The organism is Gemmatimonadota bacterium (genome assembly GCA_026702745.1).
GTDB lineage: Bacteria > JAAXHH01 > JAAXHH01 > JAAXHH01 > JAAXHH01 > JAAXHH01.
Map to the genome: position 1 here is coordinate 25,012 of JAPPBT010000087.1, position 25,775 is coordinate 50,786.

A 25,775-nucleotide genomic window follows, 5' to 3' on the forward strand; every position below is an offset into this window, starting at 1 on the left:
TACCAAGCATATCTTCACCGTTACCGCGAATTGCGCCCATTAATGGCCACTCGCCCGGGCCAGCTTGGCTGCGAATCGTGACCCAGGCCATGCATCGGCCCGCAGTTTGAAACACCGGGCTGCCCACCCTCGAGAGAATACATGACGTACCACAACCAGAAAGAACAAATGGAAACCCATATTCGGCATGCTGGCGATCTCGCTGCCGCGCTGGCACGCGACCCGCACCGGCCGGCCTACCACTTCACACCGCCCGCGGCCTGGATGAACGACATCAACGGAGCCCTGTTCTGGAAGGGCCGTTACCACATCTTCTACCAGTACAATCCGCACGGGGCCTACTGGCATCTTATCCAGTGGGGCCATGCCTCCAGCGTCGACCTCGTACACTGGGTCCACCATCCTGTGGCGCTGAAACCGGATGCGGACGGACCGGACCGGAAGGGCTGCTTCAGTGGGGGCGCCCTGGTCAGCAAGGAAGGGGTGCCGGTCCTGATCTACTACGGCAACCCTGACGGCCTCTGTCTGGCCCGCAGCAGCGACGACCTGCTGATCGAGTGGACGAAGGACCCGGGCAATCCGGTGATCTCAGAACCGGAAGCGGGAAGCGCTGACTTCGGCCGCTACACCATGCACGACCCCTGTGGGTGGCTGGCGAACGGCCTTTATTACGCCGCCGTCAACAACCGGGACCCTCAAGGTCGGGGGGACGCCGCGTTCCTGTTTAAATCGGCGGACCTGCGCAACTGGGAGTACGTCGATGTGTTCTACCAGTCGAGGCGGGCGTGGACCGAAGGCGGCGAAGACTGCGCCGTGCCCGATTTCTTCCCCTTCGGCGACCGGCACATGCTTCTCTTCTGCAGCCATCTGGTGGGAAGCCAGTACTACATCGGAAAGGTCCGGAATGAACGGTTCTTACCCGAGATACACGGGCGCATGAGCTGGGAAGGGGGGCATCTCGGCGGTCCGCGGACTTTGCTTGACGCGAACGGCCGGCGTGTCTTCTTCGACTGGATCCGCGAGCTGCGCGGAAACGATCGCGAACGCGAATCCGGATGGTCGGGCGCGATGACCGTTCCCCGCCTGTTGTCGCCGGGACCCGGCGGTCAGCTGCAGATCGATCCCGTACCCGAGCTTGAAGTGCTGCGGCTGGATGGCCGCCGGCGTGAGTCTATCGACGTCGCCGCCGATGCTGACGTGGCACTCGAGGAAATCGGTGGGGACTGCCTGGAACTGGCCATCGAGATCGATCCCCGGGAGGCACGGGAGGTCGGCGTCAAAGTGCGGCGCTCCCCGGGAGGTGAGGAGGAAACGGCGGTCTCCTTCGACGTGGCGGCCGCCGTCCTGCGCGTCGACGTCAGCCGGTCGTCACTCGACCGCGAAATCAGATACACCCGATACCGCAGCCTTCAGCCGCACCTGTCAGAAAGTGAGCAGTACGTCACCGCCCAGGAGGGGCCGTTCGAACTGGCGCCGGGCGAACCGCTGACCCTGAGGATATTCCTGGACCGATCGATCCTCGAGGTCTTCGCCAACCGCCGGCAGTGCGTGACCCAGCGCATCTATCCGACGCAACCCGACAGCCTGGGCGTCAGCCTGTTCGCACGCGGAGGCGCGGCCAGGTTCAAGTCGCTGCAGGCCTGGAACCTGGCGCCGACGCGCATATGACGGCTTCACCGAAGAGTTCCTTGGGGCTCACCCCTCCCCCGCCCGCCCTACCCGTCTTTCATCCGCTCGTGGTGAAGACTGTCGATCTTACCCATTGTGTAAAATTTAGCAAAGGACTCGAGAACCCGTGGGCAGCCAATGACTAATTCAATAACACCAGCGGACTACGTTCCACCCACGCGGACCGGAGGTTGACCCATGACGGACCATCCAGGAGTTAAACCGGCAGATTCGGTCGTTTCAGAAACGGACAGGCTCAATCTGCTTTTTTCGGAAGTGTACACGAAGGATCATAGCATCCGGGATCGGCTTAAATCCATAGAAGTCAAATTGAACCTGCTCATCGGTGCGATACCCATCATCACGATCATTCTCCTCAAGATCGTCGAGCACCTTTTCCCCGGTCTGAAATAGCCGGCTGTTCACCTCTGCGAACGTGCTTCGACGCGCAGTGGGATCCGTCTACATCCGTTTCCCGGTTGACAAACCGCGCGTGCCTCAACTTTTTCTAATCGTCATTTAGCGGCCCCAGACCTCGTACCGGAACCTCTGCCCTCAACGGCTCGCGCTGTACTCACGCTGTAGAACGGAGAAATCATGTCTATACTGGATGCATTCAGACTGGACGGCAAAACGGCCCTCGTAACCGGCTGCCGCCGGGGGATCGGCCGGGGACTGGCCGAAGCGCTTGCCGAGGCTGGTGCCGACATCGTGGGCGTAAGCGCGTCGATGGAGTCGTCCGGCAGCGAGATCGAAGGTGCCGTCACGGCCCTGGGCCGCCGGTTTGCCGGTTACAGCGTCGACCTGAACGATCGGGACGCGCTGTACGGCTTCATTCACACGGTCAGGAACGATTTCCCGGTCATCGATATCCTCGTCAACAACGCCGGGCTCACGTTGCGGGCACCCGCCGCCGAACATTCCGACGAATACTGGGACACGGTCATGAACGTCAACCTCAACGCGCCGTTCATCCTGAGCCGGGAAATCGGACGGGACATGGTCGCCCGCGGCCGCGGGAAGATCGTGTTCACCGCTTCCGTACTGTCCTTCCAGGGCGGCATCACCGTGCCCAGCTACGCGGCATCCAAGGGTGCGGTCGCGCAGTTGGTCATGGCCCTTTCAAACGAATGGGCCGCCAAAGGAGTCAACGTCAACGCCATCGCGCCGGGCTATATCGCCACCGACCTTACCTCCGCCCTGCAGCATGACCCGGAGCGTTCCAGGTCCATTTCCGAACGTATCCCCGCCGGCCGTTGGGGCGCGCCAAAAGACCTGGGCGGCGCCGTCGTCTACCTCAGTTCGGACGCTTCCAACTATGTCCACGGCGCGGTACTGGCCGTCGACGGTGGTTGGCTGGGCCGTTAGGTACCCGGTCGGCAGGTAAATCGGAACCGAACGGTTCCCACACGCCTGCGGTAATTGACGACTGAAACTACAGAGGACTGTACATGCCGTCGCAATATGCCCATCTGCTGACGGAAGAAGAGAAGTGGCATTTCGACCTGCATGGCTACCTGCACCTGCGGGGCGTGATCGCGCCAAACCGCCTGGCGCACATCCTGGAGGTCGTCGGTCACTGGCTCTCCGTGGACGAATCCGCAATCCCCGCGCCGGTATTCAGGCACCGCCAGGAACCGTACAAGACGCACCTGGACCACATCCAGTACGGGCACCGGTTGTTCCAGGAACTGAACGCCGATCCGGCGATCATCCGCGTCGTCGCGGGGCTGACCATGGGCATGCCCCGGCTGTTTCACTGCAACTTCACGAAAATGGACCCGGCGGCGCCGGACGACGAGGACCACCAGGGCTACCACCGGGACGACAGCGGGTTCAAGTTCCCACCGGGATTCCGCAACCCTCACAACGATTACCAGGCGGCGGGCGGCGAGATCTACTGCAGCCACCTGGCCACCTGGGTCGCGCTGGCCGACGTGCCCGAGGGGACGGGGTTCAGCCTGGTGCCCGGCAGCCACAAGGCGGCCTTCGCCACGCCTGACGGGCTGAAGGTCGGCCATAACCCTCCCGTCTCGATCACCGTGCCCATGGATGCCGGTGACGTCCTCGTGTTCTCGACGCACGTACTGCACGACGCGGCCGTCTGGACCCTGGACTATCCGAGAATGAACATCTTCCAGCGCTATCAGCTAAGCGCCTATTTTAACGAAACGGGCAAGGGCGGACTGCCCTTCGAGGAATACCGGGATCAGATCACTGAAGAGGAGTACGAACTGGAATCGTTGAGCAAAGAGGAAAAGGCCGCCGTGACCCGGATGCGGCGACACTTCGATCTGTAGTCCAACCAGGGAGACCTTTATGGCATGGATACGTACCATCGATGAATCGGAAGCGGAAGGACAGCTGGCCAGGATTTACCAGGGCTCGATGCGATCCTGGGGCGGTGTGGACAACATCATCAAGGCGCACAGCCTGAACGTCCATGCACTGCGGGCGGTGATGGCCTTCTACAAGGGCCTCATGCACGGGGACTGCGACCTGACGCTGGGACAGCGGGAGATGATCGCGACGACGGTCTCTGCCCTGAACGAGTGCGAGTACTGAATCCGCCACCACGGGGAGGGGCTCCTCAGAGAGATCAATGACCGGGAACTGGTAGACGCGATCAAGAAGGACTACCGCGAGGCAGACCTGGACGCCGCCGACCGCGCCATGCTGGACTACGTGCGCAAGCTGACCCTGGCGCCCACTGCGACTACCGAGTCCGACATCGAACAGTTGAGGGAGGCCGGGTTCGGCGACAAGGCGATCCTCGAGATCAACCAGATCACGGGTTTCTTCGCCTGGTGCAATCGTACGGTGGACGGGCTGGGCGTGGAACTGGAAGCGTTTTGGAATGACCCTGACGCGACGAATGTCTAGTCATCTCGCATCGTGACAATTACGTAATATCGGGGTTGGATGCGGGATCTCCGATTTCGAGGCATGATGGATTCGTTTGAAGTCTTACCGACCGGCGGCGCACTCGGCGCGGAAGTGCGCGGCCTGGATCTGCGTAACAAGCTGGACGGAGAGACCGTACGTCTGCTGCGCGGCGCTTTTCTCGAACACGGCGTGCTGTTCTTTCGCGGCCAGGAGATCAGCCAGGAGGACCTGGTCCGCTTCACCCGGTACTTCGGAAGACCTGTACCCCACGTACGACCACAACCGGATCGTCCCATCGAGGAGATCTTCGTCATCTCGAACGTGACCGAGGACGGCAAGCCCATCGGAGCCCTCGGCAGCGAAGAAATCCCTTTCCATTCGGACCTGTCCTACCTGCCTGAACCGGGCACGATTTCATTGCTGTACGCGCTGGAGATACCTGACGAGGGTGGTGAAACGATGTGGGCGAACGGATACGCGTCCTACGAAGCGCTGGACCCCGACGTGAAGGTCCACATCGACGGCCTGAATGCGGTCCACCGTCATCCCATCGACGCGCTGAATACCCCGGAACCCACGATGCATCCGGTCGTCCGCACCCACCCGGAAACGGGACGCAAGGTAATCTACGTCAGTCCCCACTTGACGCATCACATCGCGGAATTGGAGAGGGAAGGCGGCCAGGCCCTGCTGGACGAGCTGATCGCCCATGCCACCGACGCACAGTTCGTATGGAAACACCGCTGGCGGGTCGGAGACCTGGTCATGTGGGACAACCGCTGCACCATGCACCGACGCACGCCCTTCGACAACCGGCAGCGCCGGGTCATGTGGCGCACACAGGTGTTCGGCGCGGGTACGAGATAAGCGGCGTGGCACTGTGCGCGACCCCCGGCCAGTATGTTGGCGGGCGGTTTCGGCGACCTGATGCCGCGTGGCCTGAATCAGCAGCGCCGCGGACGGCCACAGCCCGGGTCAAGCAGACTGCGGATCCAGCGCCACCGGTTCGATTACGTACCGGTCTTCACCCTCGCACGAAATCCTGCCCGAAGCGACCTTCGCATCATGATCCAGGGCGATGATCCAGCCCTCGTCGGCGGCCTGCCGGAGCAGGCGCATCTTGGCGACCATGGTATCGTAGGGGAACAGGTCGTAGGCCATGTTGTACGGTGCACGCAGGTGGGTCGTCATGGGCAGGATATCGCCTGAGTAGACCGCCCGGGTACCGCCGTAGTCCACCTTCACCAGCTGATGGTGGCGCGTATGGCCGCCGGTCACCTCTACGCGGATCCCTTCCTCGATCTCCACGTCCCCCTCCACGAGGGTCAGCACGCCCCGGTCCATCAGGGGCTGGTAGTTTTCGGGACGGTAGGTGGTCTTCATGGTGCCGTAGTCGTTCAGCGCGTCCTCCCACTCGCCTTTCTGCACCACGTACCTCGCATTGGGAAAAGCGGGTAAGGCCCGGCCGTCCTCGTCCAACCGAGTCGCACCGCCTGCGTGGTCGAAATGGAGGTGGCTCAGGATGACAAGATCGATGTCCTCCGCGGATACGCCCCGGTCCGACAAAGATCCCAGGATGGTGGAACCGGACATCCCGTAGATGCCCCGGTCCCGGTCGGTCATCTTGTCGCCGTAGCCCGTGTCGACCAGGATGAGCCGGCCATCCTTCCGGATCAGCAGGCAGTTCGTGTCGTTGGTGATCCGGTTTTTCTCGTCGGGGGGACAGATCTTCTCCCAGAGCGGCTTCGGAACGATCCCGAACATGCTCCCGCCGTCCAGTTTGAATACGCCGCCGCTGACGACAGACAGTTCCACATCGTACTCCTTTTTTTACGCCATTGAACCGATTTGTGTGCCCTCACAAAATAGTTGCCGGCCGGGTGATTGTCATGGCAAATGTGCTCGCGCTTTACGCTCCGCGGGATAAACGTTACATTTATCTGGAAACGCAGATTCGCGAAGCCCCGCACCAAGTCGCGGGCCCTCTACAGGCAATACGTCCACAGCGGATCACCTGGTTAGGAGTCTACCCATGCCCAACGGCGGTACGGACTGCTGCGGCACCTGCCGGTTTAATCGGGCCAATGCCGGTCGTCGGGACTTCATTCGCCTACCGGACGAGAACATCGCGGACTACTGCGAGATCAGGGAACTGAAAATCGAAGTCCCGTTCTGGACCTATTGCGCGAATCATACGGATCTAAGTAAACGAAAGTACGCCGTACCGCTGGGCCCGGTCTACGTGCACGAGTCGGTTGTAGACTTGGTGAAACCCGGAACTGGCAAACGAGATCCTCATTCGGACCGGCAACCTTGGGTCGACGCCCCGGACACCGAGGAAGTTCGCACCCAGCTTCTTCGGTTTTTGGAAGAGCTCGAGCTTCTCTCCGACAGCTACCCCTGGCATGGGAAGCACCTGGGTCTCGAAGTGGTCAACGAGCTTGAGCGGCTACGGGAATCCCGCGCCATCCCCATTCTGGAGAAAATTGCAAAGGACCTTCGCGAAAAGGGGGAAGAGCCGGACGGGATGCGGAACGTTATCGAGCGCATCCGATTAGCCGTAGAATCTGATCGAAACGAGCAATCGAGTACACCTGAAACTTCGTGAATTCTTCGACCGTTTCGTTCTAGAGCCAGCTGAAACGCAGATCGACTTCACAGACTTTCACCATGTCCCTATACGACTACATCGCCGCCGTGCCGAAGGCGGACCTGCACGTGCACCTGGAAGGGTCCATTCAGCCGTCCACGCTGCTGATGCTGGCGGAACGGCACCACGTCGACCTGCCGGCGGACACGGAGGAGGGGCTGCGTAACTGGTACCGGTTCAGGGACTTCCACCATTTCATCGAGGTCTACGTCGCCATCACGAAGTGCCTTCGCACTGTAGAGGATTTCGAGCTGATCGTGTACGAATTCGGCGCCGACATGGCCCGCCAGAACATACTGTACGCCGAAGTGACCTTTTCGCCGAGCACCCACCTCTGGATCAACCGGGTCGACCAGGACGTCTGGTTCACCGGGCTGACGGACGGACGCCGCCAGGTAAAGGAAGCCTTCGGCTGCGAAATCAACTGGGTCTTCGACCTGGTGCGCAACGACTACCCCGAGCGGGGTCGGTTCGACTATACGACTGAGGTGGCCATCGAGGGGATGGAGGACGGGGTCGTCGCCCTGGGTCTTGGCGGGATGGAGGAAGGATACCCGCCCGCGCCTTTTGTTCCCTGGTTCGACCGGGCGAGATCCGCGGGGCTGCACAGCGCACCCCATGCCGGCGAGCACGCCGGTCCCGAGAGCGTCTGGAGCGCGATTCACGACCTGGGTGCCGAACGCATCGGGCACGGGGTGCGGGCCATAGAGGACCCCGAACTCGTCGATTACCTGGCGGAACATCGGATACCGCTTGAAATCAGCCCCACGAGCAACATCAGCCTGGGGCTCTACCCCGACGCGGCGTCTCATCCCCTGAAAGCACTTCACGAGGCGGGCGTAACCGTCACCGTCAACTCCGACGATCCCCCTTTGTTCAACACCTCGCTGACCGACGAAGCCTGCCTGCTCGCCGACCCCTGGGGGTTTACCAGGGAGACCATCGACGAAATCCTGCTGAACGGGATCCGGTACAGTTTTCTGCCGGACGATCGGAAACAGTCCATGGAAACCGCATTTCGCAATGAAATGTGCGGATTGCGGAACCTGGCAGACTGACCGAACCAGGACGGCTGACCGAGCCAGGTAGGCTGACCGAACCAGGACGGCTGACCTCGTGCCGACCCCAGCTTGCCTTCCGATCAGACCGGGCTCCTGTGCCGACCCGCACCTTGCTCGACCCTCAGACCAGGTGGCACGCCGCCTTATGTCCGTTGCCTTTGTCTTCCAGCACGGGGACTTCGGTCCTGCAACGGACCTCCGCCAGGGGGCACCGGGGATGGAAAGGACACCCCGGGGGCAGGTTCGCCGGGTTGGGGACGTCGCCCTTGAGGATGATCCGGTCGCGGCCGAGCGTGGGATCGGGAAGGGGCACGGCCGAGAGCAGGGCCCCGGTGTAGGGGTGCAGCGGCTTCGCATAAAGCTGGTCCCGCGTGGCGGTTTCGACGATCTTGCCGAGGTACATGACGGCCACCCGGTCGCTGATGTGGCGTACCACGCGGAGGTCGTGGGAGATGAACAGGTAGCTCAGCCGGAACCGGTCCTGCAGCACCTTGAGCAGGTTGATGATCTGCGCCTGGATCGATACGTCGAGCGCCGAGACGGGTTCGTCGGCGATGATCAGCTCGGGCCGGACGGCCAGGGCCCGGGCAATGCCGATGCGCTGCCGCTGCCCGCCGCTGAACTCGTGGGGATACCGGCGGGCGTGGGCGGGATTCAGGCCCACCGTTTCGAGCAGTTCGGTCACGCGGTCGCCCGCTTCTCCCCGCGTGCTCAACCCATGCACGGTCAGGGGTTCCCTGAGCAGGGCGCCGACGGTCATTCGCGGGTTGAGGGAGCCGTAGGGGTCCTGGAACACGATCTGCATCTGGCGCCGCAGCCGCCGGAGATCGCCCTTTTTCATGTCGAAGACCGCGTGCGGACTGCGCGCTTCCCCTTCTTCCAGGGCCGTATGGAACGTTGCCGTTCCCGCGGAGGGATCGACCAGGCGCAGGATCGCCCGTCCGATCGTGGTCTTTCCGCACCCGCTTTCGCCCACCAGGCCCAGCGTTTCGCCCCGTTCCAGGGTCAGGTCGACCCCGTCGACGGCCTTGATGACCGCCCGGTGGCGCCGCAGCAGTCCGCCGCCCACGGGGAAGTGCTTCTTCAGTCCCCGGACCTGCAACAGCATTTCATTGCCATCTGCCATACGTTCGTCTCCGCTATACCGTCTCCGCCTGCACGACCCGCTGCCATTCGCCGCAACGGACGAGGTGGCGGCCGCCCGCGTCCTCCAGCGCCTGCAGCCGGCCGCAGACTTCCACCGCGAAATCACAGCGCGGGGCGAAGCGGCATCCGGCCGGAAAGTCCACGGGGTCCGGCACCGTGCCCTCGATGGTCGAAAGCTCCTCCGCCCCCGAACTCATCGTCGGCACGGAGGCGAGCAATCCGCGGGTGTAGGGATGGCGGGGACTGCCGAAGAGTGTATTCACGTCGGCCCGCTCCACGACCTGGCCCGCGTACATGACCAGTACCTCGTGGGCCATCTCGGCTACTATGCCCAGATCATGGGTAATCAGCATGAGACCCATGCCCCGTTCTTCCTGAAGTCGGCGCAGTACATCGAGAATCTGCGCCTGGATGGTAACGTCCAGCGCCGTGGTGGGTTCGTCGGCGATCAACAGCTTCGGGTCACAGGAAATGGCCATGGCGATCATCGCGCGCTGTCGCATGCCGCCGCTGAGCTCGTGGGGATAACTTTCGGCCCGTTCTTCCGGCAGCGGGATGTCCACCAGGTCAAGCAGTTCAACAGCCCGCCGCCAGGCGTCCTTCCGGTCCGCGCCGCGGTGCAGGCGGACCGCCTCGGCGATCTGCTCACCGACGGTGAATACGGGGTTCAGGGACGTCATGGGTTCCTGGAAGATCATGGCGATGTCGTTGCCCCGTATTGCCCGGATCTGCCGGGGAGAAAGTTTCAGCAGGTCCTTGTCCTCGAAGAATACCTCACCTCCGGCAATGCGCCCGGGCGGTTGCGGGACCAGTCCCAGGATGGAGTAGGCGGTCATGCTCTTGCCGCAGCCAGACTCGCCCACGATGCCCAGCGTCCTGCCGGCCTCCACCTCGAAGCTGACGCCGTCGACAGCCCGCACCACGCCGCTCTCCGTATCGAAGTAAGTCTTCAGATCGTTTACGCGCAGGATCGTATTCGTCATGCGTCTCTCATGCGTTATGCGTCACTCAAGCAGTACCGCGCTGCCTGGGGTCCAGGGCGTCGCGCAGTCCGTCTCCAAGCAGGTTGTACAGGGTTACCGTGATGAAAATAGCGAATCCGGGCACGATTACGAGCCACCAGGCCGCGATATTGCTGCGCGCGCCGGCCAGCAGCGATCCCCAGGTGATGACCTCGGCGGGTACCCCGATACCGAGGAAACTCAGCCCTGATTCGGCCAGGATGGCGCCGGCTACGCCGAAGGCCGCGGGGATCAGCACGGGCGCAATGGCGTTGGGCAGGATGTGCACGGCCATGATGCGCAGATTCGAACAACCCAGGGCCCGCGCGGCCGCGATGTAGTCGAAAGCCCGGACCTGGAGAAACTGGGAACGGGTCAGCCGGGCGATGCCCACCCATCCCGTGAACCCGATGATGATCATGATCCAGAAGAGGCTCGGCGGGAAGAAAGCCGCCGCCGTGATGATCAGGAAGAAGGGCGGGATCGCCGCCCAGAGTTCGAAAACACGGGACAGGATCAGATCCGTCCACCCGCCCAGGTATCCCGCCAGCGCGCCGAGTCCCACGCCGATGAGCAGGGAAATGCCCACCGATACCAGCCCGATGGTCAGCGAATACCGCGTGCCGTGAATGAGTCCGGACAGCACGTCGCGGCCCAGCCGGTCCGTACCGAACGGGTGGTCGCCTCCCGGCCGCTCGTAACGGGCGCCGAGGCGGATCTCGTCCGGCGCGTAGGGGATCAGGGGAAACACCGCTTCGCTGTATTCGTACCGCTTGAAGTTCCTCCGCGTCCGCAACTCCTCCGGCCAGTCCATCAGGCCGGTGTACACCGCGTATTGTCTGAACGCCGGGAAGTAGGTCTCTCCCTGGTAGACCATGTAGTACGGCTTGTTGCCGGCGATCAGGTCCGCGGTCAGCGCGAGGAAGGCCATGGCCACGAGGACATAGAGACTGCAGAGCGCCGGGCGATTCTTGCGGAACTCCTTGCGCGTCAACCGCCAGAAGCTTTCGCCGCCCTCGTTCATCAAGGCGTCGGCCGGCGCACCATTCGCCGGGTCATGTCTGTTGCGGGTGGCCGGGTTCGAACCCACAGCCGGTCTCCTTCCCAATGCCCATCTCCTATCCCTGCAACTGGTCGAAGGTGATCCGCGGATCGACCACCTTGAGCAGGATGTCCGCGACCAGGATACCCAGCAGCGAAAGCAGGGAGCCTATGGTGAAAAGCGCCATGACCATGGGGTAATCCCGGGTCAGCACCGACTCGAATCCGAGCAGCCCCATGCCGGGGATGGTGAAAATCGTTTCGATGAACACGGATCCGGCGATCAGGGCCGGCAGCAACCCGGCGGACGTGGTCACGATCGGGATCAGCGAGTTGCGGTACACGTGCCGCAGGATGACGACTTTCTCCGACAACCCTTTGGCCCGGGCGGTCCGCACGTAGTCCTGCCGCAGATTCTCCAGCATGCTCGTTCGCATGAACCGGGAGATCGTCGCGAAGCTGATATAGGCGGAGGCCAGCACGGGCAGGAACATGTGGTACAAGTGGTCCGTGAGCAGCCGCCAGAAACTCCAGTCGCTTGACGCTTCAAGCGACTGTATGCCCGAGGCCGGGAACCAGTAGAAGAACTCCCGGTTGCACAGGAAGATGATCAACAGCATGCCCACCCAGAAGGAAGGCATGGACCACAGGACGAAGGTTCCGGTGGTCAGCATCCGGTCCGTGAGGGTATTCTGCTTGACCGCGAGCCAGACGCCAAGGGGCAGGCCCACCAGGTAGGCAATGACGATCGCGATGATGTTGATCTCGAGCGTTACGGGCAACCGCTCCATGACCCGGGCGATGACGGGCTGGTTGTCCTTGAAGGAACGGCCGAAGTCCAGCGTGACGAAGCGGTATTCCGCGAGTGTCAGGAGTTCGATCCCCGCGCCCCGGTAGGTATAGTTGCCCTCGGCGCTGAAGGTCCTGCCTTCCCAGAAAGAAGATCGTTCCAGATCGCTCACTTCCCCTGGCGCGCGTTCGCGCACAAGGACAAGGAACCGTTCTTTCTGTGTCTCCCTGTCCAGCCCCGCCAGTGCCCGGCGTTCCGACGCATCGAGCCGTTCCAGCAACCCGTCCGCGAGCAGCGCGCTTCGGTCGAACGCGCTGATGGTCTCGACTTTCAGGAACAACGCCGTGACCCAGTTGAAGTACTGCACGTGGACCGGCCGGTCCAGGCCAAGTTGCCTGCGCAGTTCCTCGCGGGTCTTTTCGATGTCCTGTTGCCGGTCGGATGCCAGCCCCTCGCCGCCGGCCACGCCGCCGAGGAACAGGTCCACGGGATCGCCGGGGGCCAGGTGCATGATGAAGAAGGAGATCACCGTGATCCCGACGAGTGTGGGGACCATGAGGAGCGAGCGTTGAAGGATGTAACCGAGCATAGGAGAACGTGGACTCCCGCCGGGTCATGGCCTGGTCTGGCGCGTCGTCACGGGTACGGACAGGTGCCGGACACACGCTGCATTACTGATACATCCGGTCGGCGGGCTCAACCCACCACTCCTGGTTCACGGCGCCGGCCGGATACCAGTTGACGCCGTGGAAGCGCCGGCTGTACGCACTGGCGACACGCGATTTCCAGAGGAAGGTATAGGGCTGTTCCTCGTGGAGGATCTCCTGGAAGCGTCGGTACAGTTCGATCCGCCGATCCATGTCGAATTCCGTACGGTAGACCTCGAGGATCCCGTCGGATTCCGCGTTGCGGAAACTCACGAAGTTAGATCCGTTCCCTTCGATCTGCGACGAATGCCAGATCTGGAAGGCATCCGGCGGGAAACGCAGGCCCGTACCGCCGGTCCAGCCGAGGGTTACGGCCGCGAAATCCTTGTTCTTCACGCGTTCCAGGAAAATGGACCAGTCCAGTTCGCGGACCTGGCAGTCGATGCCGAGGTCCTCCAGGGCGCTCTGCAGCGTCAGCGCAATGTCCTTCCTGAGCTGATTGCCCGAGTTGACGAGAAACTCGAACCGGAAGGGGGTTCGCACGCCGTCGATCTCGCTGTCGAGAATCCCGTCGTTGTCCGTATCCGACCATCCCGCTTCGTTCAACAGGGCCAGGGCCCGGTCCGGATCGAAGGTGTAGGGCTGCAGGTCATGGTTGTACTCGGGCCGGAACTTGTGAATGGGACTTTCGACCGTCTCCGCAAGTCCGAAAAGGAGGTTCCGCACCATGGACTCACGGTCGGTGAGGTGGGTCATCGCCTGCCGGACCCTCCGGTCCCGGAAAATGGGGTGTTCGTTGTTCCACCCGATATACGTGTACCCGCCCGCGTACTGTATACCTTTCATGAACCGGTCGACGAAGCCGGGAGACCAGCTCTTCTCCTTGAACTCGAGGGGTTTCATACTGTGAAGATCGAGGTTGCCGTTGGTCAGTTCGATAAAGGCGGCGTCCTGGTTGTTGATAACCTTGAAAACGACCTTGTCCACGTGTCCGGCGGCGGGGATTCCTTCCGCGTCCCGGCCCCAGTAGTTCTCGTTGCGGGTGAGCACGACCCGCTGTCCTGTGACCACGTCGTCCTCCCAGTCCGCCACGTAATAGGCCCCGCTTCCCATCATGCGCCGGTTGAAATCCTGGTTGAACCGTTCACCGAACTGCCGTACCCGGTCCGCGTGTTCCCCCGCTTCCCAACTGCCGTCGATGAGGCTGCCGATGGGCACCGGATCGAGCAGTCCGTCCGGATCGTAGAAGTGCCGCGGGAGGATATCGAAGCCGCCGAGAAAGAGATCGTTCAGGATGTAGGGTTCCCGGCACTCGAAACTGATCTCGTATTCCCCGAGTTTTTTAACGTCCCGAATGGAGGAATAGTAGTTTCTCAAGTGAGGCGCCCGTACCGTGGGCGTCTGGATGACCTTCATGCTGAAGAGCACGTCGTCCGCCGTCAGGTGAACGCCGTCCGAGAATTGGACGTTCTCGCGAAGACGGAAGGTATAGGTCAGCTTGTCGTCCGATACGGTTGGATAGTCCGACGCGATGAAACCCCGTTGCGCGTAGGGCGGATCGTATTCCGGCTCCAACAGCGACTCGAAGACGTAGGCGTGAACCTGGGTAGCGCCCTGGTCGCTCGACGTGTAAGGGTTGAAGTTCTCGGGATCGGACAGCGCGTGGCGCACCATCCAGTCTCCGTACCGGGGTTCGTCTGCCCCCGCGTACTTCAGTGCCGCCTTCTCCGTCCCATCCAGTACGACCGTATCCCTCGATTCGGACAGGATCGCCTGTACTTTGTTCCAGGGATCTTCCGTCGTTTCGCCGCCGCCGCAGGCGATCTGGGTGGCCAGCAGACAAATGGCAGCGGTCTTTGCCGCAGTACCCATGGTCCTAAGCATGACGTTATTCCTCCAGGCGTGTCCAGTGCGCGATGAACAGTCCGCACACGGTCCGGTGATCCTCCGGGCGGCTACCTGCCCAGGCCTTTCTCCTCGAAATCGATGACAATCTTGATGCACTCTCCCTTGCGCCCGGTGGCCATTTCGAAACCGTCCTGGACCCTGGCGAAGGGCAGTTTATGGGAGATCATGGGCGAAACATCGACGCGGCCTTCGCCGATCATGCGCATGGCACTGGCGAAGTCGATCTGGATATCCGGGCCGACCGAAGTCGTCAACTGGATGTTCTTGCGAAATAGATCGAAGATGTCGGCCGTGTACTGCGGAGTTTTCGGGACACCGAAGTTGATGAACCGCGCATTGCGACGGGCCAGTTTGACGCACAGGTTGAAGGTCTCCTCGACGCCCACGACCTCGATCACCACGTCGGCCATCCGGCCGCCGGTAATCTCGTTCACGGCCTCCACCGGATCGGTACCTGCCGTATTCACCGTGTGGGTCGCTCCCATCTCCTTCGCGGCGGCCAACCTGTTGTCGTACTGATCGACACCGATGATCAGCGCCGCGCCAAGGTTGCGCATCATGGCCGTGAAGAGCAATCCCATGGGACCCTGGCCGACGATGGCGACCTCCGCGTTGAACCAGTGGCCCAGTTTACGAAGGCAATACAACACGGTACCCAGGGGCTGGGCCATCAAAAGCTGTTCCTGGGGCAGGCCCTCCGGAAGCGGCGTCACGGACGCGCCCACTCCGAGGAAATACTCGGCCATGGCGCTCGAGCCGGTTGGCAGGGCCAGGACGAGATCTCCTTCCCGACATCCGTTCGACCACGACTTTTCAATGACGCCTATACTTTCATGCAGGGACACGCCCGGCGCCACGGGATAGTTCGCCGGACCGGTGAAAACCGGATGGTCGCTGCCGCAGATGGCGGCGTTTACGGTTCGAACGAGCACGAGGTCCTTCAACCCGTCCGGATCGGTTCGCTCCAGCGCGAGGTCCGGCCGTTCGGCTTCCACGATTTCGATGCGTTCCCGTGCGACGACTTGTCCTGCTTTCATCGGTATTCCTTTCTGGACTCCGGAATGGTGCGACCTTGTGGCGGACCGGTATGACGGCGTACCCGGACGCATCTTCCTGAATGTACCCGACCGGCGGGTATTGTCAAACCGAAATGGACGGGGCGACGCTGGGTGACCCGCTATGGTTTCGCATCGCCGATATAGATGTCGAAGTAACCCGTGTTATTGCCCCAGAAGGGGTATTCGCCGTCAAGATCGCGCTTGATGCCCTTGAGCCAGGGTTTCCGCAACGAAGCCTTCATGCCGTAGTAGAGAAACACGGCGCCCACGTCCTCGGCGAGAATCCGCTGGGCCTGGTCGTACAACCGGAACCGCCGGGCCGTGTCCATTTCCGATGCCGCCTCGTCGACCAGGCGGTCGAATTCGGCGTTTATCCAGGGATGGCGGCTGTAGCCGGCCGGTTGGGACCTCCATACCATGGCGAGCATGTTGTTCGGGTCGGGATAGTCGTAGTGGTACTGAATGAGGCTGAAGGGGATCTTCCGCTGGTACTGGGCGGTTCGGTAGGAGATGTTCTCCACGACGCGTAACGTCATATCGATTCCCAGGTGAGATTTGAGCATCTCCTGTATGGCCTGGCCGACCTGCTGCCGGGCCATGTTGTTGATCCACATCTCGATCCTGGGAAACCCGCGTCCCTCCGGATATCCCGCCTCGCGCAGGCGCTGTCTGGCCAGTTCCGGGTCGAAGCGCTGGATGTCCCGGAACTTTCCGTCCGCGTAGCCGGGGAACCCCGGCGGCAGCATCGACCAGGCCGGCATACCCATGCCCTGGAGCAGTACGCGGCAGATGGCCTCCCGGTCGATCGCGTGGCTGATTGCCTGGCGTACCTTCAGGTTGTCGAAAGGAGGGAAGTCCGCGTTGAAGAAGAGAAAATGGGTCATGAAATCCTTGCTGACGTGAAGTTCCCTTGAAAGCCCGGGATGGCTTCGGATGCGCGGTAGGTCGATGGGGGTCACGTCCTGCTGGTCGATCTCGTCGTTTTCGTAGGACAGCGTGCCGCCGGCCATCATGCGGGTATCCAGGAATTTCCCGATGATCCGCTCCACGAATCCCTTGTGGGGGCCGTTGTAGTTCGGGTCCAGAACGAATTCGAAGCGGGCGCCGTGATCCCATGAATCCAGTTTGAAGGTGGAGTTGGTCACGAACCGGCCGGGTTCGGACCAGCCCGGACCGTATTTCTCCACCTGCCAGCGGGGTACCGGAACGGAGGTGGGGAAAGAGGCGATATATGGGAGATAGGGACAGGGCAGCGTGGTCCGAATCTCCAGCGTATGGTCGTCGATGGCCCGGACGCCGACGGAATCCGCGTCCCGGGTCAGTCCCTGGTTGAAGGCCTTCGCGCCTTCGATTTCGTAGTAGAAGGAAGCGTTGCGGTTCGCGCTGGCCGGATCGACCATCCGCTTGAAGGCATACTCGAAATCGTGGGCCGTGACGGGCCGGCCGTCGCTCCACCTCGCGCCGCGTCGCAGGTGGAAGGTCCAGCGCGTGCCGTCGGGAGAAGCTTCCCATCGATCGGCTGCGGCCGGTGTGAGTTCGTTGTTGTGATCCAGCCGGGTGAGGCCTTCGAAGGAAAACACCGCGCCGGTCGCCTCGTAGACGGCGATACCGATATCGAGCGTCGTGGGTTCCGGCAGATGGAAGGAATACACCTGCCGCGCGAGGGGCGCCGCATCCGGGGGCATGGTCCGGCCCACCGTATTGACGGGCTGCGCCTTGGGTGCGGGCTGCATCGTGGCCCCGGGCTGGCCTTCGGGTCCGGGCTGGCCTTGTGCGTCTCGAGCGACTTCAAAAATTGGAAGGAAGAGCAGTAGAAAATACAGCAGAAGGCCGGGATACATACGTACCTCCCCGTGGCTTGGCGGGTCTGAAACACCACTCCCGGCCTGACGACGCCCGGCCTGACCGCTCCCGCTCCGACCATTTCCGATCCGGCCATTCCCGTGCTATCCGGCAAAAATGGCGCGGTTGGAGATGCCCGAGCGGTAAGACGCCTGTTGAACGCCGCCAATGAACTGCGCGGTGCGGCCCGCCGGCGCCGAACCCTCGTACCACGCGCTGAACGACGCGTTGAACTCCTGGATCCAGGCCCGGTTCGCTTCGGTATCGTCGCCGGCCACGACGTAGGCGTTGTTGAAGATGCCGTCCTCTTTGAGTCCGCTTCCGCCCGCCGCCTGGATGCGCGCGTCCAGCGTGGAAAGCTGAAGGCCGGCGTCATCTCCGCCCACGGCGCTGGCCATGACTTCGGTCACGCCCCCGTAATGGATCGCGGTCCATGTGTTGAATCCGTCCTCCAGATCCCCGGAACGCGTGATGCTCACGTCGCCCGAGACCACTCGGGGCTGGGGTTCCACGATGCCGTCCAGGTTCGGGATGCGGGAGACCGGGTAGATCAGCCCGGCCGGCCGGTCGTCGCCGAAGTAGTCCTCGAAGACCCGCCGTACCGTATCGATCCGCTCCCAGGTCTTGCCGGGCGCGTCGTCGACGGCGACCAGGATCTCCATCCATACGGTCTGCTTCCGGAAATCGACGCCGGCTTCAGCAAAGGGCTTCTCGTAATGCTCGTCCAGCACGAAGGCCGTTTCCTCCGCCAGGTCGGACCCGAGGGAGGTGATGACCTCGCCGTTCCGGGTGTGCATGACCGAAGCGCCGCTCGGTTGATGATCCTGCCAGTATCCGTAGTCTATCACGCCGTCGCCGATGGAGACGTGCTCGCCGCTGACGGCCTTGATCTGCACCTCGAACAGCGCCACGGGATCCGGGAAGCCCTCGGGGTGCGTAAACCGCGCCATGCGGTTGGAACGCAGCGGACCGCCGGTCACTGCCTCGATCATTGGAGCGTACACGGCGTTGTAGTCGTCTTTGAGCCGGTCGCATTCATCACGGTCGCCGGATGGGGTCGTCCACAGTACGTCCGTCTTGTAGACGTCGGACCAGTTCACGCCACAGATCGCCAGGTTCCTGTTCAGGTTTTCGATCGTTCCGAACCACTCGGAGCCCACGTCGTTGGGATATTGGGTGCCCACATTTCCGCTCGGTTCGACCAGGCGGAATACCTGGTTGCTATCGTCCTTGACGAGCACTTCCGTGGGATTGGAAAAGATGGCGATGGGATTATGCCTGACGATGCTGACCTGTGCCATGCGGAGACTTCCTTTCGGATCGGATTGAATTGGCGAATATTCCAATGATTCAGGCCGTAGAAACTAAACGGTCGGACCGGTAAAAACAAGCGGGAAAAGAAATGGACAGCCATCCTATCCACGGCAAAACCGGGCGAAAACCTCCACGTGGCCACCGGCGATGTCTTCGTCCTCAGGAAGGCCCGTGATATTGAGCCTGCAACGTCCGGGAGTGAAAACAGGATACAGATGGGCGTCGTAGATCGCCGCCGGGGCCTCGTCCTCGACGCGGGGATTGCGGAACAGACCGGCATAGCGGTCCGTGAACAGCTCGGAGAGCGGCGAACCGGCGCATTGGTCCTTCCAGGCTTTCTCCGCCGTGGCGACCCGCCGAAGTATGGCTGCGTGTTCACGCTCCAGGGATTCCAGGTCGTTGACCAGCGCGGAGACGAATGCCCGCGTTACCGGATGTTCGAAAGACGAACCCCGGGCGCGCGTCACCGTATTGGCCAGTGCGGCCACTTCGTCGGACCGGGACGCGTCCGCCAGGTGCACCAGGAGCATCCCGCAGGGACGCAGAGCGAAGGTGCCGAAGGACTTGGTGGGGCTGACGGAAACCCAGAAGGGCACGTCGTTCTCGATGAAGGGCCGGATCTGGTCGTCATAACTCATGGCCATGATCTCGTCGTACCCGCGGGACTCGAGGAGACGGGCATACTCGAATCCGGAATAGGCCCGGTCCAGCAGCACGGGGCGGCCCTTTGCCGCGGCGACACGTTCGCACATGGTCTCGAGGGACTGGACGCGGCCGGTCGTGTTCATCGGGCCAGCCTGGTAGATCCGCAGGAGGTCCGGGGCGTCCATCACGTCACCGATGGGAAACTCGCGGCAGGAGATCCGGCTCATCCGGGCGATCGCCTTGTATGCGGGCCAGGACAGTTCTTCCACGCCGATCGCCTGCAGGTCCGGATAGAGCTGCATGGCCATTTCAACCGCAGTCTTTACCGCGCCGGTGCCCGCGTCCGAGGGAATCAGCAGCGAGAAGCGGTCCCAGTAGTCCTCGGGGATGCGCTGCCAGCGCAGCACGGCTTCCTTGAGCGGTGCCGCGAGCGACGCGGTGCTCATATATTCACCGAGCAGGCTGTGGTCGATTTCGGCCCTGGCATGGTTGAGCAGCGTCTCGGAAGTCGGCCATGCCCGGCCCTTCCCGTCCACGACGATGCCGATGCCGTAGTTGTACCCTTCGGGGTCCTGGTCGCATACGATCTTCGCGATCTGGTTGGCATCGTTACCCTGGGCACCCAGCGCTTCCGCCGTTCGCTGTACGGCGGCGCCGAAGGACAGTTTCATGCTCGCTCCGTTTCTACTTCAGGAAGGAAACGCTTAAGACGGAAAGACTCACAGGAGGTAGACGAAAACGAATAGAAAGGGCCAGACGAGCACGACGAATCCCCAGAACATCCCGCCCATGGTCAGGCCTTCGTGTGCTTCGCGGGAATATGCGCCTTTGCTGAACCTGCGCGACACGTAGAGCAACCCCAGGACGGCGATGAAAACGTGCAGCGCATGCATCCCGATCATTACGTAGAAAACCGCGCCGTATATATTCTGGGTGACGGTCAGGCCGAAATCGATCAGCCGGACCCATTCCACGCCCTGCACCACCAGGAAAAGGATGCCAAGTAGCGCGGCCGTGTTCAGCAAACGCCTGGAAGACGGCACAAGTCCGCGCTGGATGGACCGCCACGCACCGTACATGGCCGCGCCGCTGCCCAGCAGGACAAGGGTATTGAAGAGGGACATCATCACGGGGAGCCTGGGCTGGTCCGAAGGCGGCCATTCCGGGTAGCCCGTCCGTACAACGGCGAACGTGACGATCAGCGTCAGGAAGAGGACAGCCTCGCTGGCAATGAACACGAGCATGCCCAGCACGTTGGTCCCCATGGCCGGCGGTGCCGCGGGAGGGGAACCGGGCGGTCCGTCGTCACCGCCGCCGCCACCCCGGCCGCCACCTCCACGGTCGTCACCTTCCCGGCCGCCATCGCCGGTTCCGGTTTCGCGCCGTTCTGATCCGGTACGCCCGCCGCCGGAGCCGGGGACACGTACCCACTCACGGTCCCTGACTTCCGGTTCCAGCAGCTCAGTCTGCGTATCGGTTTGCGTACCGGGCTTCGTCACGACAGACATGTTCTGAGACTCCCGCCCTTCCCGGCGTCATTCATCCCAGTCGGTAAAACTCCCGGGCATTATCGTGGAACAACTTGCGGCGGTCCTCCTCGGAGACGCCCGCCACCGCGGCAACGAGAGTTTCGAACCACGCCCGGTAGGTCGCCGCGAGCGTACAGACCGGCCAGTCGCTTCCGTACATCACCCGGTCGAACCCGAAGATATCGATCAGATGGTCGATGTAGGGTCTCAGGTCGTCCGCGGTCCAGTTCTCCTTCGCCCGGGTCACGAGCCCGGAAATCTTGCAGACCGTGTTGGGAAACCCGGCCAGCTGGTTCATGTAGTCCGCCCACGGCTCGAAGCCGCCCGCCGCGATATCCGGCCCCCCGCAGTGGTTGATGGCGTGGGTCACCTCGGGCGTCGCGCGAACAAGGGTCACCGCCGCGTCCAGCTGCGTGACGTTGGCGCATAGTTCAAAGGTGTACCCGTACTTCGGCAGCACCTTGACGCCTTCGATCAGGGACGGCCAGCTGTAGAACGCCGGGTCTTCGTGATGCCAGGCCATGCGGCGAATGCCGACCACCATGGGGTAGTCCGCGGCAAGCCGCTCCAGGGTCTCCTCGCGGTCCTCCGATTCCAGGGGCGCCGTGGGGACGATCGCGCCGATCATGCCGTCCTCGGCGGCTATGCGCACGAGCCGGTCCACCTCGGCCACCTCGGCGCCGGGGGCGGGGTCCGCTTCGATATGTACGGACCTGGTGATATCGATGCCTTCGAACGCAGCCCGGTAGTCCTCCGGTCCATACCGCTGCCGAAGGGCGTCGAATCCTTCCAGCCAGGGATAACTCAGTTCGGCCGTATCCCAGAGATGCTGATGCGCATCGATGATCTGCAAAGAACACCTCCCGTTCTTGAACGTTATTCCGCCGAACCGTAACTGTTGAATATTGTCTCGATCCAGCGAACTTCCGGGACGAAGTCGCTCGCGTAGCCGGACCACTCATCCGGCAGGCCAGCCGCCGTGATCTCGTCGAGGGTTTTCCCCTCCGTCATCATCGCACGGACAGCATCCGTAGTCGCTACGATCATGCCGTGGTAAGTCTGAAGGTCCGTCCGCCCGCCCGCCCAGATCGCCGTGTCCCGGTATGACCCGGGTGTCCGGTCCGATGATATCCAGCACCTCGGCGATATTGCGGATCAGTCCGTCCACCGTACCACCGCTGCGCAGGTCCACAAAGGGGAACCGTCCATTGAAAAAGGTATCCCCCATGTGCACCACGTTCGATCCCGTGAAGTAAACGTAACTGTCGTTATCCGTGTGAGCGCCGGGCATATGCACCAGCCTGATCTCTTCACCATTGAAGTGGACCGAGACCTCATCGTCGAAGGTGATCACCGGCCAGCCGTCCTCCACCATGGCGGGGATGGTCTGGACGCCCCGCTGATGTGGCGTGGAGAGCCGTTTGCGGACGTTTGTATGGGCGATGATGGTCGCCTCGAGGCCGAATATGGGGTTGCCGCCGACATGATCGCCGTGAAAATGGGTGTTCAGGACGAACTTGAGGGGGCCCGCGTGCAGGCCCCGGAGGGCCGACTTGATCTTGTCGGCCAGCGGCGCGTACTGGTCGTCGACGATCAATATGCCGTCTTCGCCGACCGAAACGCCGATGTTTCCACCGCTGCCGGTCAGCATGTAGATGTTTCCGACGACGGGATGGGCTTCGACGACCACCTCATCCCAATTCTGCTGTGCATCGGCCGGGCCGGACAAAGCCAAAACGACGAACAACACCGAAAAACACCCGCGTGCCGGATTCATTTCCTTACTCCTTGTGAGCGCTCTCGAATAGCCCGGAAAGTGTCCGGCTCCATGCCGAATGGACGTCTGTTTTCGGACTCCATCTATTCGATCATAAGGGTAAGGGTTATCAGTCAGGTTGTCACGGAATTACGTGATCCCCTCAGCCTGTCCCTCGGTAGAATGTCTCCGCGGTCTTACAGGTTACGAATAAGGCGCCCAGCATCAGGACAAGGAAGAGGTACATCGGCCACGACGGAGCGTACCACCACGCCAGCGTGAAGAAGACGGCGCTTATGCATGTGCCGGGTAGCACCATCTTGTTGTACGCGACCTTGAACAGGACAAGGACGAACAACCCGAAGATACCCTTCAGGATCAGTCCCCAGAACGTCTCCGGCAGCGCCAGGATCACGACAATACAGAAGCAGATGAACAGGAGCAGTACGACAGGGAGTAGACGGTTCATTGCGAAAGTATCAGGTCCGGACGGTAGTATCTGGCAGCGTCCAGCTGCAGTCCGGAAACATCGTCAAACCATGATGAACTACTTTCCGCGATGGTCGCGGTCCGGTCCGCCTGATCCAACCAGTCGATGAATTCCCACACGGCCTGAACGTGGATTCCATAGTCTTCGTGCGTGTCGATCCTTCCGATGACCACTTCGTCGTCCGCTATCTCTATCGTAATCCCCGCGTATTGCACGGCCACGATGTAGCCATGGTGGTCGAATACCGGACTGCCGCTCGTCCCACCGGTCAACGCCATGTTGTAATGAACGACACGGCCGGTGTTTTGAGGATCTCGGTCAAACGCGGCATCGTAGAAGGGCCGGAGCGAACTGAGGGTGCCTTCCCGGAAGGTTGCCAGCGGCAGTACGTCATTCTGCAAGGGGGAATAGCCCGGAAAGCCGAGTGATCCCAGAGGCTGGCCGATACGCAATCCTCCGGCCAGATCCCTCGGCAGAAACGCGGGGAGTGCATGGGGCAGTTCTTCTCCGAGGACGATCAACGCCACGTCGGGCGATTCGAGCGTACCGTCGTAATCCGGGTGGGTGAAGTACCGATTCCACGTGTAGGTTTCGCTTTCGCCGACCAGCGTACCGGTCCTGGTGGCGAAGGGCCTTGGATTGCGACTGCGCAGCCTGGGGTCGGACAGCAGCTCGTCGATCCGATCAGCCACGTGCGCGGCGGTCCACAGCCGGTCCGTGTAGTACGCGCGGAAGGCGGTTCCGAGCACCCTGTTGCCGTCGTTCATCATGATGCCGACGGCATAAATCGCGTCGTAGAGGTTACCCTCTTCGATCACGCCCGCCCAGTTGAGCGTCTCCCCCTGCGGGCCGACGGGACCCTGTTCGCCCTGTTCGCCCTGTTCGCCCTGTTCGCCAGGATCGCCCTGCGGTCCGGCCGGGCCCGGACTGCCCGGTGGACCCGTTTCGCCGCGTTCTCCCTGGGGACCGGGAATACCCGGGTCGCCCTGGATGCCTGGTTCGCCCTGGATGCCTGGTTCGCCCTGGATGCCTGGTTCGCCCTGGGATCCCGCGATCCCCTGCGGACCCGAAATGCCTTGAGGCCCCGGTGGACCCTGGACGCCCGCCGGACCGACCGGACCCCGTTCGCCCTGACATGCAACGGCCAGCAGAAACGCCGTCAACAAAAACGCTCTAAGCGACACCCGATTTTCCTTGTTTCGTCCTGGTATACCGGGTTACGGAAGCCACGTTTCCCCGTTCCAGTTCTTGGGGAAGGCCTGGTACTCCGTAGTCTGTGACTGCGAGCCTGCTTCGACGGTATCGGTTTCGTTCAACCCGCCGTTGGTAACGGTAGCATCCACGCTGGCCAAAAAGTCCAGCAGATCCCACGCCAACGAGATGTTAATGCCGAAGTTATCGAGCGTACTTGTAGACGCAAGGTACCCGGGCTCCTCTTCCTCTTCTTCCTCGCCCTCACCTTCTTCATCACCTTCGTCCGCCCCCCCGCCTTCATCTTCTTCCTCATCCTCATCCACTTCGCCTTCGTCTTCTTCTCCCTCACCTTCACCTTCATCCTCGCTTGGGTTTTCACCTTCTTCCTCTTCTTCTGGATAAGGTATTATTTCTCTGATCCCAGCGTGGTTAATCGCGATGATGAATCCCTGGTGATCGAAGACCGGGCTGCCGCTCGTACCGCCGCGCGTCGCCAGGTTGTAGTGGACCAGATGGCCGGTATTTATGGGAAAATTGATAAACGATTCGTTGTATAACGGCCGAATCGCGCTGATTGTCCCATCCTTGAAACTGGCCTGAGGAAGGAGGGCGTCGAAAACCCTGGGCAATGCCGGAAAACCGAGCGTCCCCACAGGTTGACCGACGCGCAGATCGTCGGTGAACTCCCGGGGCAGAAAAACCGGCATGGCATGATTGATCGTACCGTTGATTTCGATCAGTGCGACATCCGCGGACATGAGGGAACCGTCGTACTCGGGGTGAATAATGTATGGCCTCCAGATATAGGTTTCATCTCCGCCGATGAGCGTGCCCGTGCGGGTGACGAATGGGACCGGGTTCAGTTCCGCGAATTCCGGGTCATTGATGGCATCCACGATATCTGTGACCACGTGGGCATTCGTCCACAGCTTGTCGGTGAAATACGCACTGAAAGCGGTTCCAGCTGTAAGCGGTCCTTCGTCGGTCAACACGCCGACGATGTAAACGGCATCCTGCAGGTTGCCCGTTTCGATGACATCCGCCCAGTTGAGCGTCTCACCGGGTTCACCCTGTTCGCCCTGATCGCCCTGGGGTCCCTGCACACCCTGGACGCCCTGCACACCCTGGGCACCCTGAACGCCCTGGTCG

The 25,775-nt window shown here is 62.0% G+C and carries 24 protein-coding genes; 8 read left to right on the forward strand and 16 right to left on the reverse strand.

Annotated elements, in window-relative coordinates:
* Window positions 1-168: 168 nt before the first annotated feature.
* The 6 genes from OXH56_14930 (at window position 169) to OXH56_14955 (ending at window position 5,421) form a co-directional block, all read left to right on the forward strand.
* Window positions 169-1,668, forward strand: a complete 1,500-nt coding sequence (locus tag OXH56_14930) for a glycoside hydrolase family 32 protein (GenBank protein ID MCY3556606.1) — start codon at window positions 169-171, stop codon at window positions 1,666-1,668.
* A gap of 198 nt (window positions 1,669-1,866) precedes the next feature.
* On the forward strand, window positions 1,867-2,082 hold the full coding sequence (locus OXH56_14935) for a hypothetical protein (protein MCY3556607.1): 216 nt from the start codon (window positions 1,867-1,869) through the stop codon (window positions 2,080-2,082).
* 189 nt (window positions 2,083-2,271) lie between these two features.
* Window positions 2,272-3,036: an SDR family oxidoreductase gene (locus OXH56_14940; protein MCY3556608.1), complete on the forward strand. Its 765-nt coding sequence runs from the start codon at window positions 2,272-2,274 to the stop codon at window positions 3,034-3,036.
* Between the two features lie 83 nt (window positions 3,037-3,119).
* Window positions 3,120-3,968 (forward strand): phytanoyl-CoA dioxygenase family protein, encoded by an 849-nt coding sequence (locus tag OXH56_14945; protein MCY3556609.1) that lies wholly within the window; start codon window positions 3,120-3,122, stop codon window positions 3,966-3,968.
* Between the two features lie 19 nt (window positions 3,969-3,987).
* Entirely contained in the window at window positions 3,988-4,551 is a 564-nt protein-coding gene (locus OXH56_14950) for a peroxidase-related enzyme (GenBank protein ID MCY3556610.1), read from the forward strand.
* A 63-nt stretch (window positions 4,552-4,614) separates the two neighbouring features.
* Window positions 4,615-5,421: a TauD/TfdA family dioxygenase gene (locus OXH56_14955; protein ID MCY3556611.1), complete on the forward strand. Its 807-nt coding sequence runs from the start codon at window positions 4,615-4,617 to the stop codon at window positions 5,419-5,421.
* 108 nt (window positions 5,422-5,529) lie between these two features.
* Here OXH56_14955 and OXH56_14960 read toward each other — a convergent pair whose 3' ends face one another.
* Window positions 5,530-6,369, reverse strand: a complete 840-nt coding sequence (locus OXH56_14960) for an MBL fold metallo-hydrolase (GenBank protein MCY3556612.1) — start codon at window positions 6,367-6,369, stop codon at window positions 5,530-5,532.
* A 217-nt stretch (window positions 6,370-6,586) separates the two neighbouring features.
* On the opposite strand from OXH56_14960, the gene OXH56_14965 reads away from it, so the two are divergent.
* Entirely contained in the window at window positions 6,587-7,162 is a 576-nt protein-coding gene (locus OXH56_14965) for a hypothetical protein (protein ID MCY3556613.1), read from the forward strand.
* A 62-nt stretch (window positions 7,163-7,224) separates the two neighbouring features.
* On the forward strand, window positions 7,225-8,262 hold the full coding sequence (add, locus tag OXH56_14970) for an adenosine deaminase (protein MCY3556614.1): 1,038 nt from the start codon (window positions 7,225-7,227) through the stop codon (window positions 8,260-8,262).
* 124 nt (window positions 8,263-8,386) lie between these two features.
* On the opposite strand, the gene OXH56_14975 is transcribed toward add, so the two are convergent.
* From OXH56_14975 to OXH56_15045, 15 genes are all read right to left on the reverse strand, one after another.
* Window positions 8,387-9,391, reverse strand: coding sequence for an ATP-binding cassette domain-containing protein (locus OXH56_14975; GenBank protein MCY3556615.1), 1,005 nt, complete (start codon window positions 9,389-9,391; stop codon window positions 8,387-8,389).
* 13 nt (window positions 9,392-9,404) lie between these two features.
* Window positions 9,405-10,394: an ABC transporter ATP-binding protein gene (locus OXH56_14980; GenBank protein ID MCY3556616.1), complete on the reverse strand. Its 990-nt coding sequence runs from the start codon at window positions 10,392-10,394 to the stop codon at window positions 9,405-9,407.
* 25 nt (window positions 10,395-10,419) lie between these two features.
* On the reverse strand, window positions 10,420-11,502 hold the full coding sequence (locus OXH56_14985) for an ABC transporter permease (GenBank protein ID MCY3556617.1): 1,083 nt from the start codon (window positions 11,500-11,502) through the stop codon (window positions 10,420-10,422).
* A gap of 28 nt (window positions 11,503-11,530) precedes the next feature.
* Complete coding sequence (locus tag OXH56_14990; protein MCY3556618.1) at window positions 11,531-12,832, reverse strand: ABC transporter permease; 1,302 nt, start codon at window positions 12,830-12,832, stop codon at window positions 11,531-11,533.
* An 82-nt stretch (window positions 12,833-12,914) separates the two neighbouring features.
* Entirely contained in the window at window positions 12,915-14,774 is a 1,860-nt protein-coding gene (locus tag OXH56_14995; protein ID MCY3556619.1) for a peptide-binding protein, read from the reverse strand.
* Window positions 14,775-14,845: 71 nt separating this feature from the next.
* Window positions 14,846-15,835, reverse strand: a complete 990-nt coding sequence (locus OXH56_15000) for a zinc-binding dehydrogenase (GenBank protein MCY3556620.1) — start codon at window positions 15,833-15,835, stop codon at window positions 14,846-14,848.
* Window positions 15,836-15,975: 140 nt separating this feature from the next.
* On the reverse strand, window positions 15,976-17,697 hold the full coding sequence (locus tag OXH56_15005; protein MCY3556621.1) for a peptide ABC transporter substrate-binding protein: 1,722 nt from the start codon (window positions 17,695-17,697) through the stop codon (window positions 15,976-15,978).
* 105 nt (window positions 17,698-17,802) lie between these two features.
* Window positions 17,803-18,999, reverse strand: a complete 1,197-nt coding sequence (locus OXH56_15010; protein MCY3556622.1) for a hypothetical protein — start codon at window positions 18,997-18,999, stop codon at window positions 17,803-17,805.
* A gap of 114 nt (window positions 19,000-19,113) precedes the next feature.
* On the reverse strand, window positions 19,114-20,328 hold the full coding sequence (locus OXH56_15015) for an aminotransferase class I/II-fold pyridoxal phosphate-dependent enzyme (protein ID MCY3556623.1): 1,215 nt from the start codon (window positions 20,326-20,328) through the stop codon (window positions 19,114-19,116).
* Between the two features lie 48 nt (window positions 20,329-20,376).
* Entirely contained in the window at window positions 20,377-21,165 is a 789-nt protein-coding gene (locus OXH56_15020) for a cytochrome c oxidase subunit 3 (GenBank protein ID MCY3556624.1), read from the reverse strand.
* A 31-nt stretch (window positions 21,166-21,196) separates the two neighbouring features.
* Window positions 21,197-22,039, reverse strand: coding sequence for an amidohydrolase family protein (locus OXH56_15025; protein ID MCY3556625.1), 843 nt, complete (start codon window positions 22,037-22,039; stop codon window positions 21,197-21,199).
* Window positions 22,040-22,144: 105 nt separating this feature from the next.
* On the reverse strand, window positions 22,145-22,963 hold the full coding sequence (locus OXH56_15030; GenBank protein MCY3556626.1) for an MBL fold metallo-hydrolase: 819 nt from the start codon (window positions 22,961-22,963) through the stop codon (window positions 22,145-22,147).
* Window positions 22,964-23,105: 142 nt separating this feature from the next.
* On the reverse strand, window positions 23,106-23,411 hold the full coding sequence (locus OXH56_15035) for a hypothetical protein (protein MCY3556627.1): 306 nt from the start codon (window positions 23,409-23,411) through the stop codon (window positions 23,106-23,108).
* Window positions 23,408-24,616, reverse strand: coding sequence for a trypsin-like peptidase domain-containing protein (locus OXH56_15040; protein MCY3556628.1), 1,209 nt, complete (start codon window positions 24,614-24,616; stop codon window positions 23,408-23,410). The genes OXH56_15035 and OXH56_15040 overlap by 4 nt, the downstream gene beginning before the upstream one ends.
* Window positions 24,617-24,649: 33 nt before the next feature.
* Window positions 24,650-25,775, reverse strand: a 1,126-nt coding sequence (locus OXH56_15045; GenBank protein MCY3556629.1) for a serine protease, incomplete at its 5' end; no start/stop codon positions are given.

Coding starts and splice junctions, on each gene's coding strand:
- OXH56_14930 (MCY3556606.1), top strand. CDS start 169: ATGGAAACCCATATTCGGCATGCTGGCGATCTCGCTGCCGCGCTGGCA.
- OXH56_14935 (MCY3556607.1), top strand. CDS start 1,867: ATGACGGACCATCCAGGAGTTAAACCGGCAGATTCGGTCGTTTCAGAA.
- OXH56_14945 (MCY3556609.1), top strand. CDS start 3,120: ATGCCGTCGCAATATGCCCATCTGCTGACGGAAGAAGAGAAGTGGCAT.
- OXH56_14955 (MCY3556611.1), top strand. CDS start 4,615: ATGATGGATTCGTTTGAAGTCTTACCGACCGGCGGCGCACTCGGCGCG.
- OXH56_14965 (MCY3556613.1), top strand. CDS start 6,587: ATGCCCAACGGCGGTACGGACTGCTGCGGCACCTGCCGGTTTAATCGG.
- add (MCY3556614.1), top strand. CDS start 7,225: ATGTCCCTATACGACTACATCGCCGCCGTGCCGAAGGCGGACCTGCAC.
- OXH56_14975 (MCY3556615.1), bottom strand. CDS start 9,391: ATGGCAGATGGCAATGAAATGCTGTTGCAGGTCCGGGGACTGAAGAAG.
- OXH56_14980 (MCY3556616.1), bottom strand. CDS start 10,394: ATGACGAATACGATCCTGCGCGTAAACGATCTGAAGACTTACTTCGAT.
- OXH56_14990 (MCY3556618.1), bottom strand. CDS start 12,832: ATGCTCGGTTACATCCTTCAACGCTCGCTCCTCATGGTCCCCACACTC.
- OXH56_14995 (MCY3556619.1), bottom strand. CDS start 14,774: ATGCTTAGGACCATGGGTACTGCGGCAAAGACCGCTGCCATTTGTCTG.
- OXH56_15000 (MCY3556620.1), bottom strand. CDS start 15,835: ATGAAAGCAGGACAAGTCGTCGCACGGGAACGCATCGAAATCGTGGAA.
- OXH56_15005 (MCY3556621.1), bottom strand. CDS start 17,697: ATGTATCCCGGCCTTCTGCTGTATTTTCTACTGCTCTTCCTTCCAATT.
- OXH56_15010 (MCY3556622.1), bottom strand. CDS start 18,999: ATGGCACAGGTCAGCATCGTCAGGCATAATCCCATCGCCATCTTTTCC.
- OXH56_15015 (MCY3556623.1), bottom strand. CDS start 20,328: ATGAAACTGTCCTTCGGCGCCGCCGTACAGCGAACGGCGGAAGCGCTG.
- OXH56_15020 (MCY3556624.1), bottom strand. CDS start 21,165: ATGTCTGTCGTGACGAAGCCCGGTACGCAAACCGATACGCAGACTGAG.
- OXH56_15030 (MCY3556626.1), bottom strand. CDS start 22,963: ATGAATCCGGCACGCGGGTGTTTTTCGGTGTTGTTCGTCGTTTTGGCT.
- OXH56_15035 (MCY3556627.1), bottom strand. CDS start 23,411: ATGAACCGTCTACTCCCTGTCGTACTGCTCCTGTTCATCTGCTTCTGT.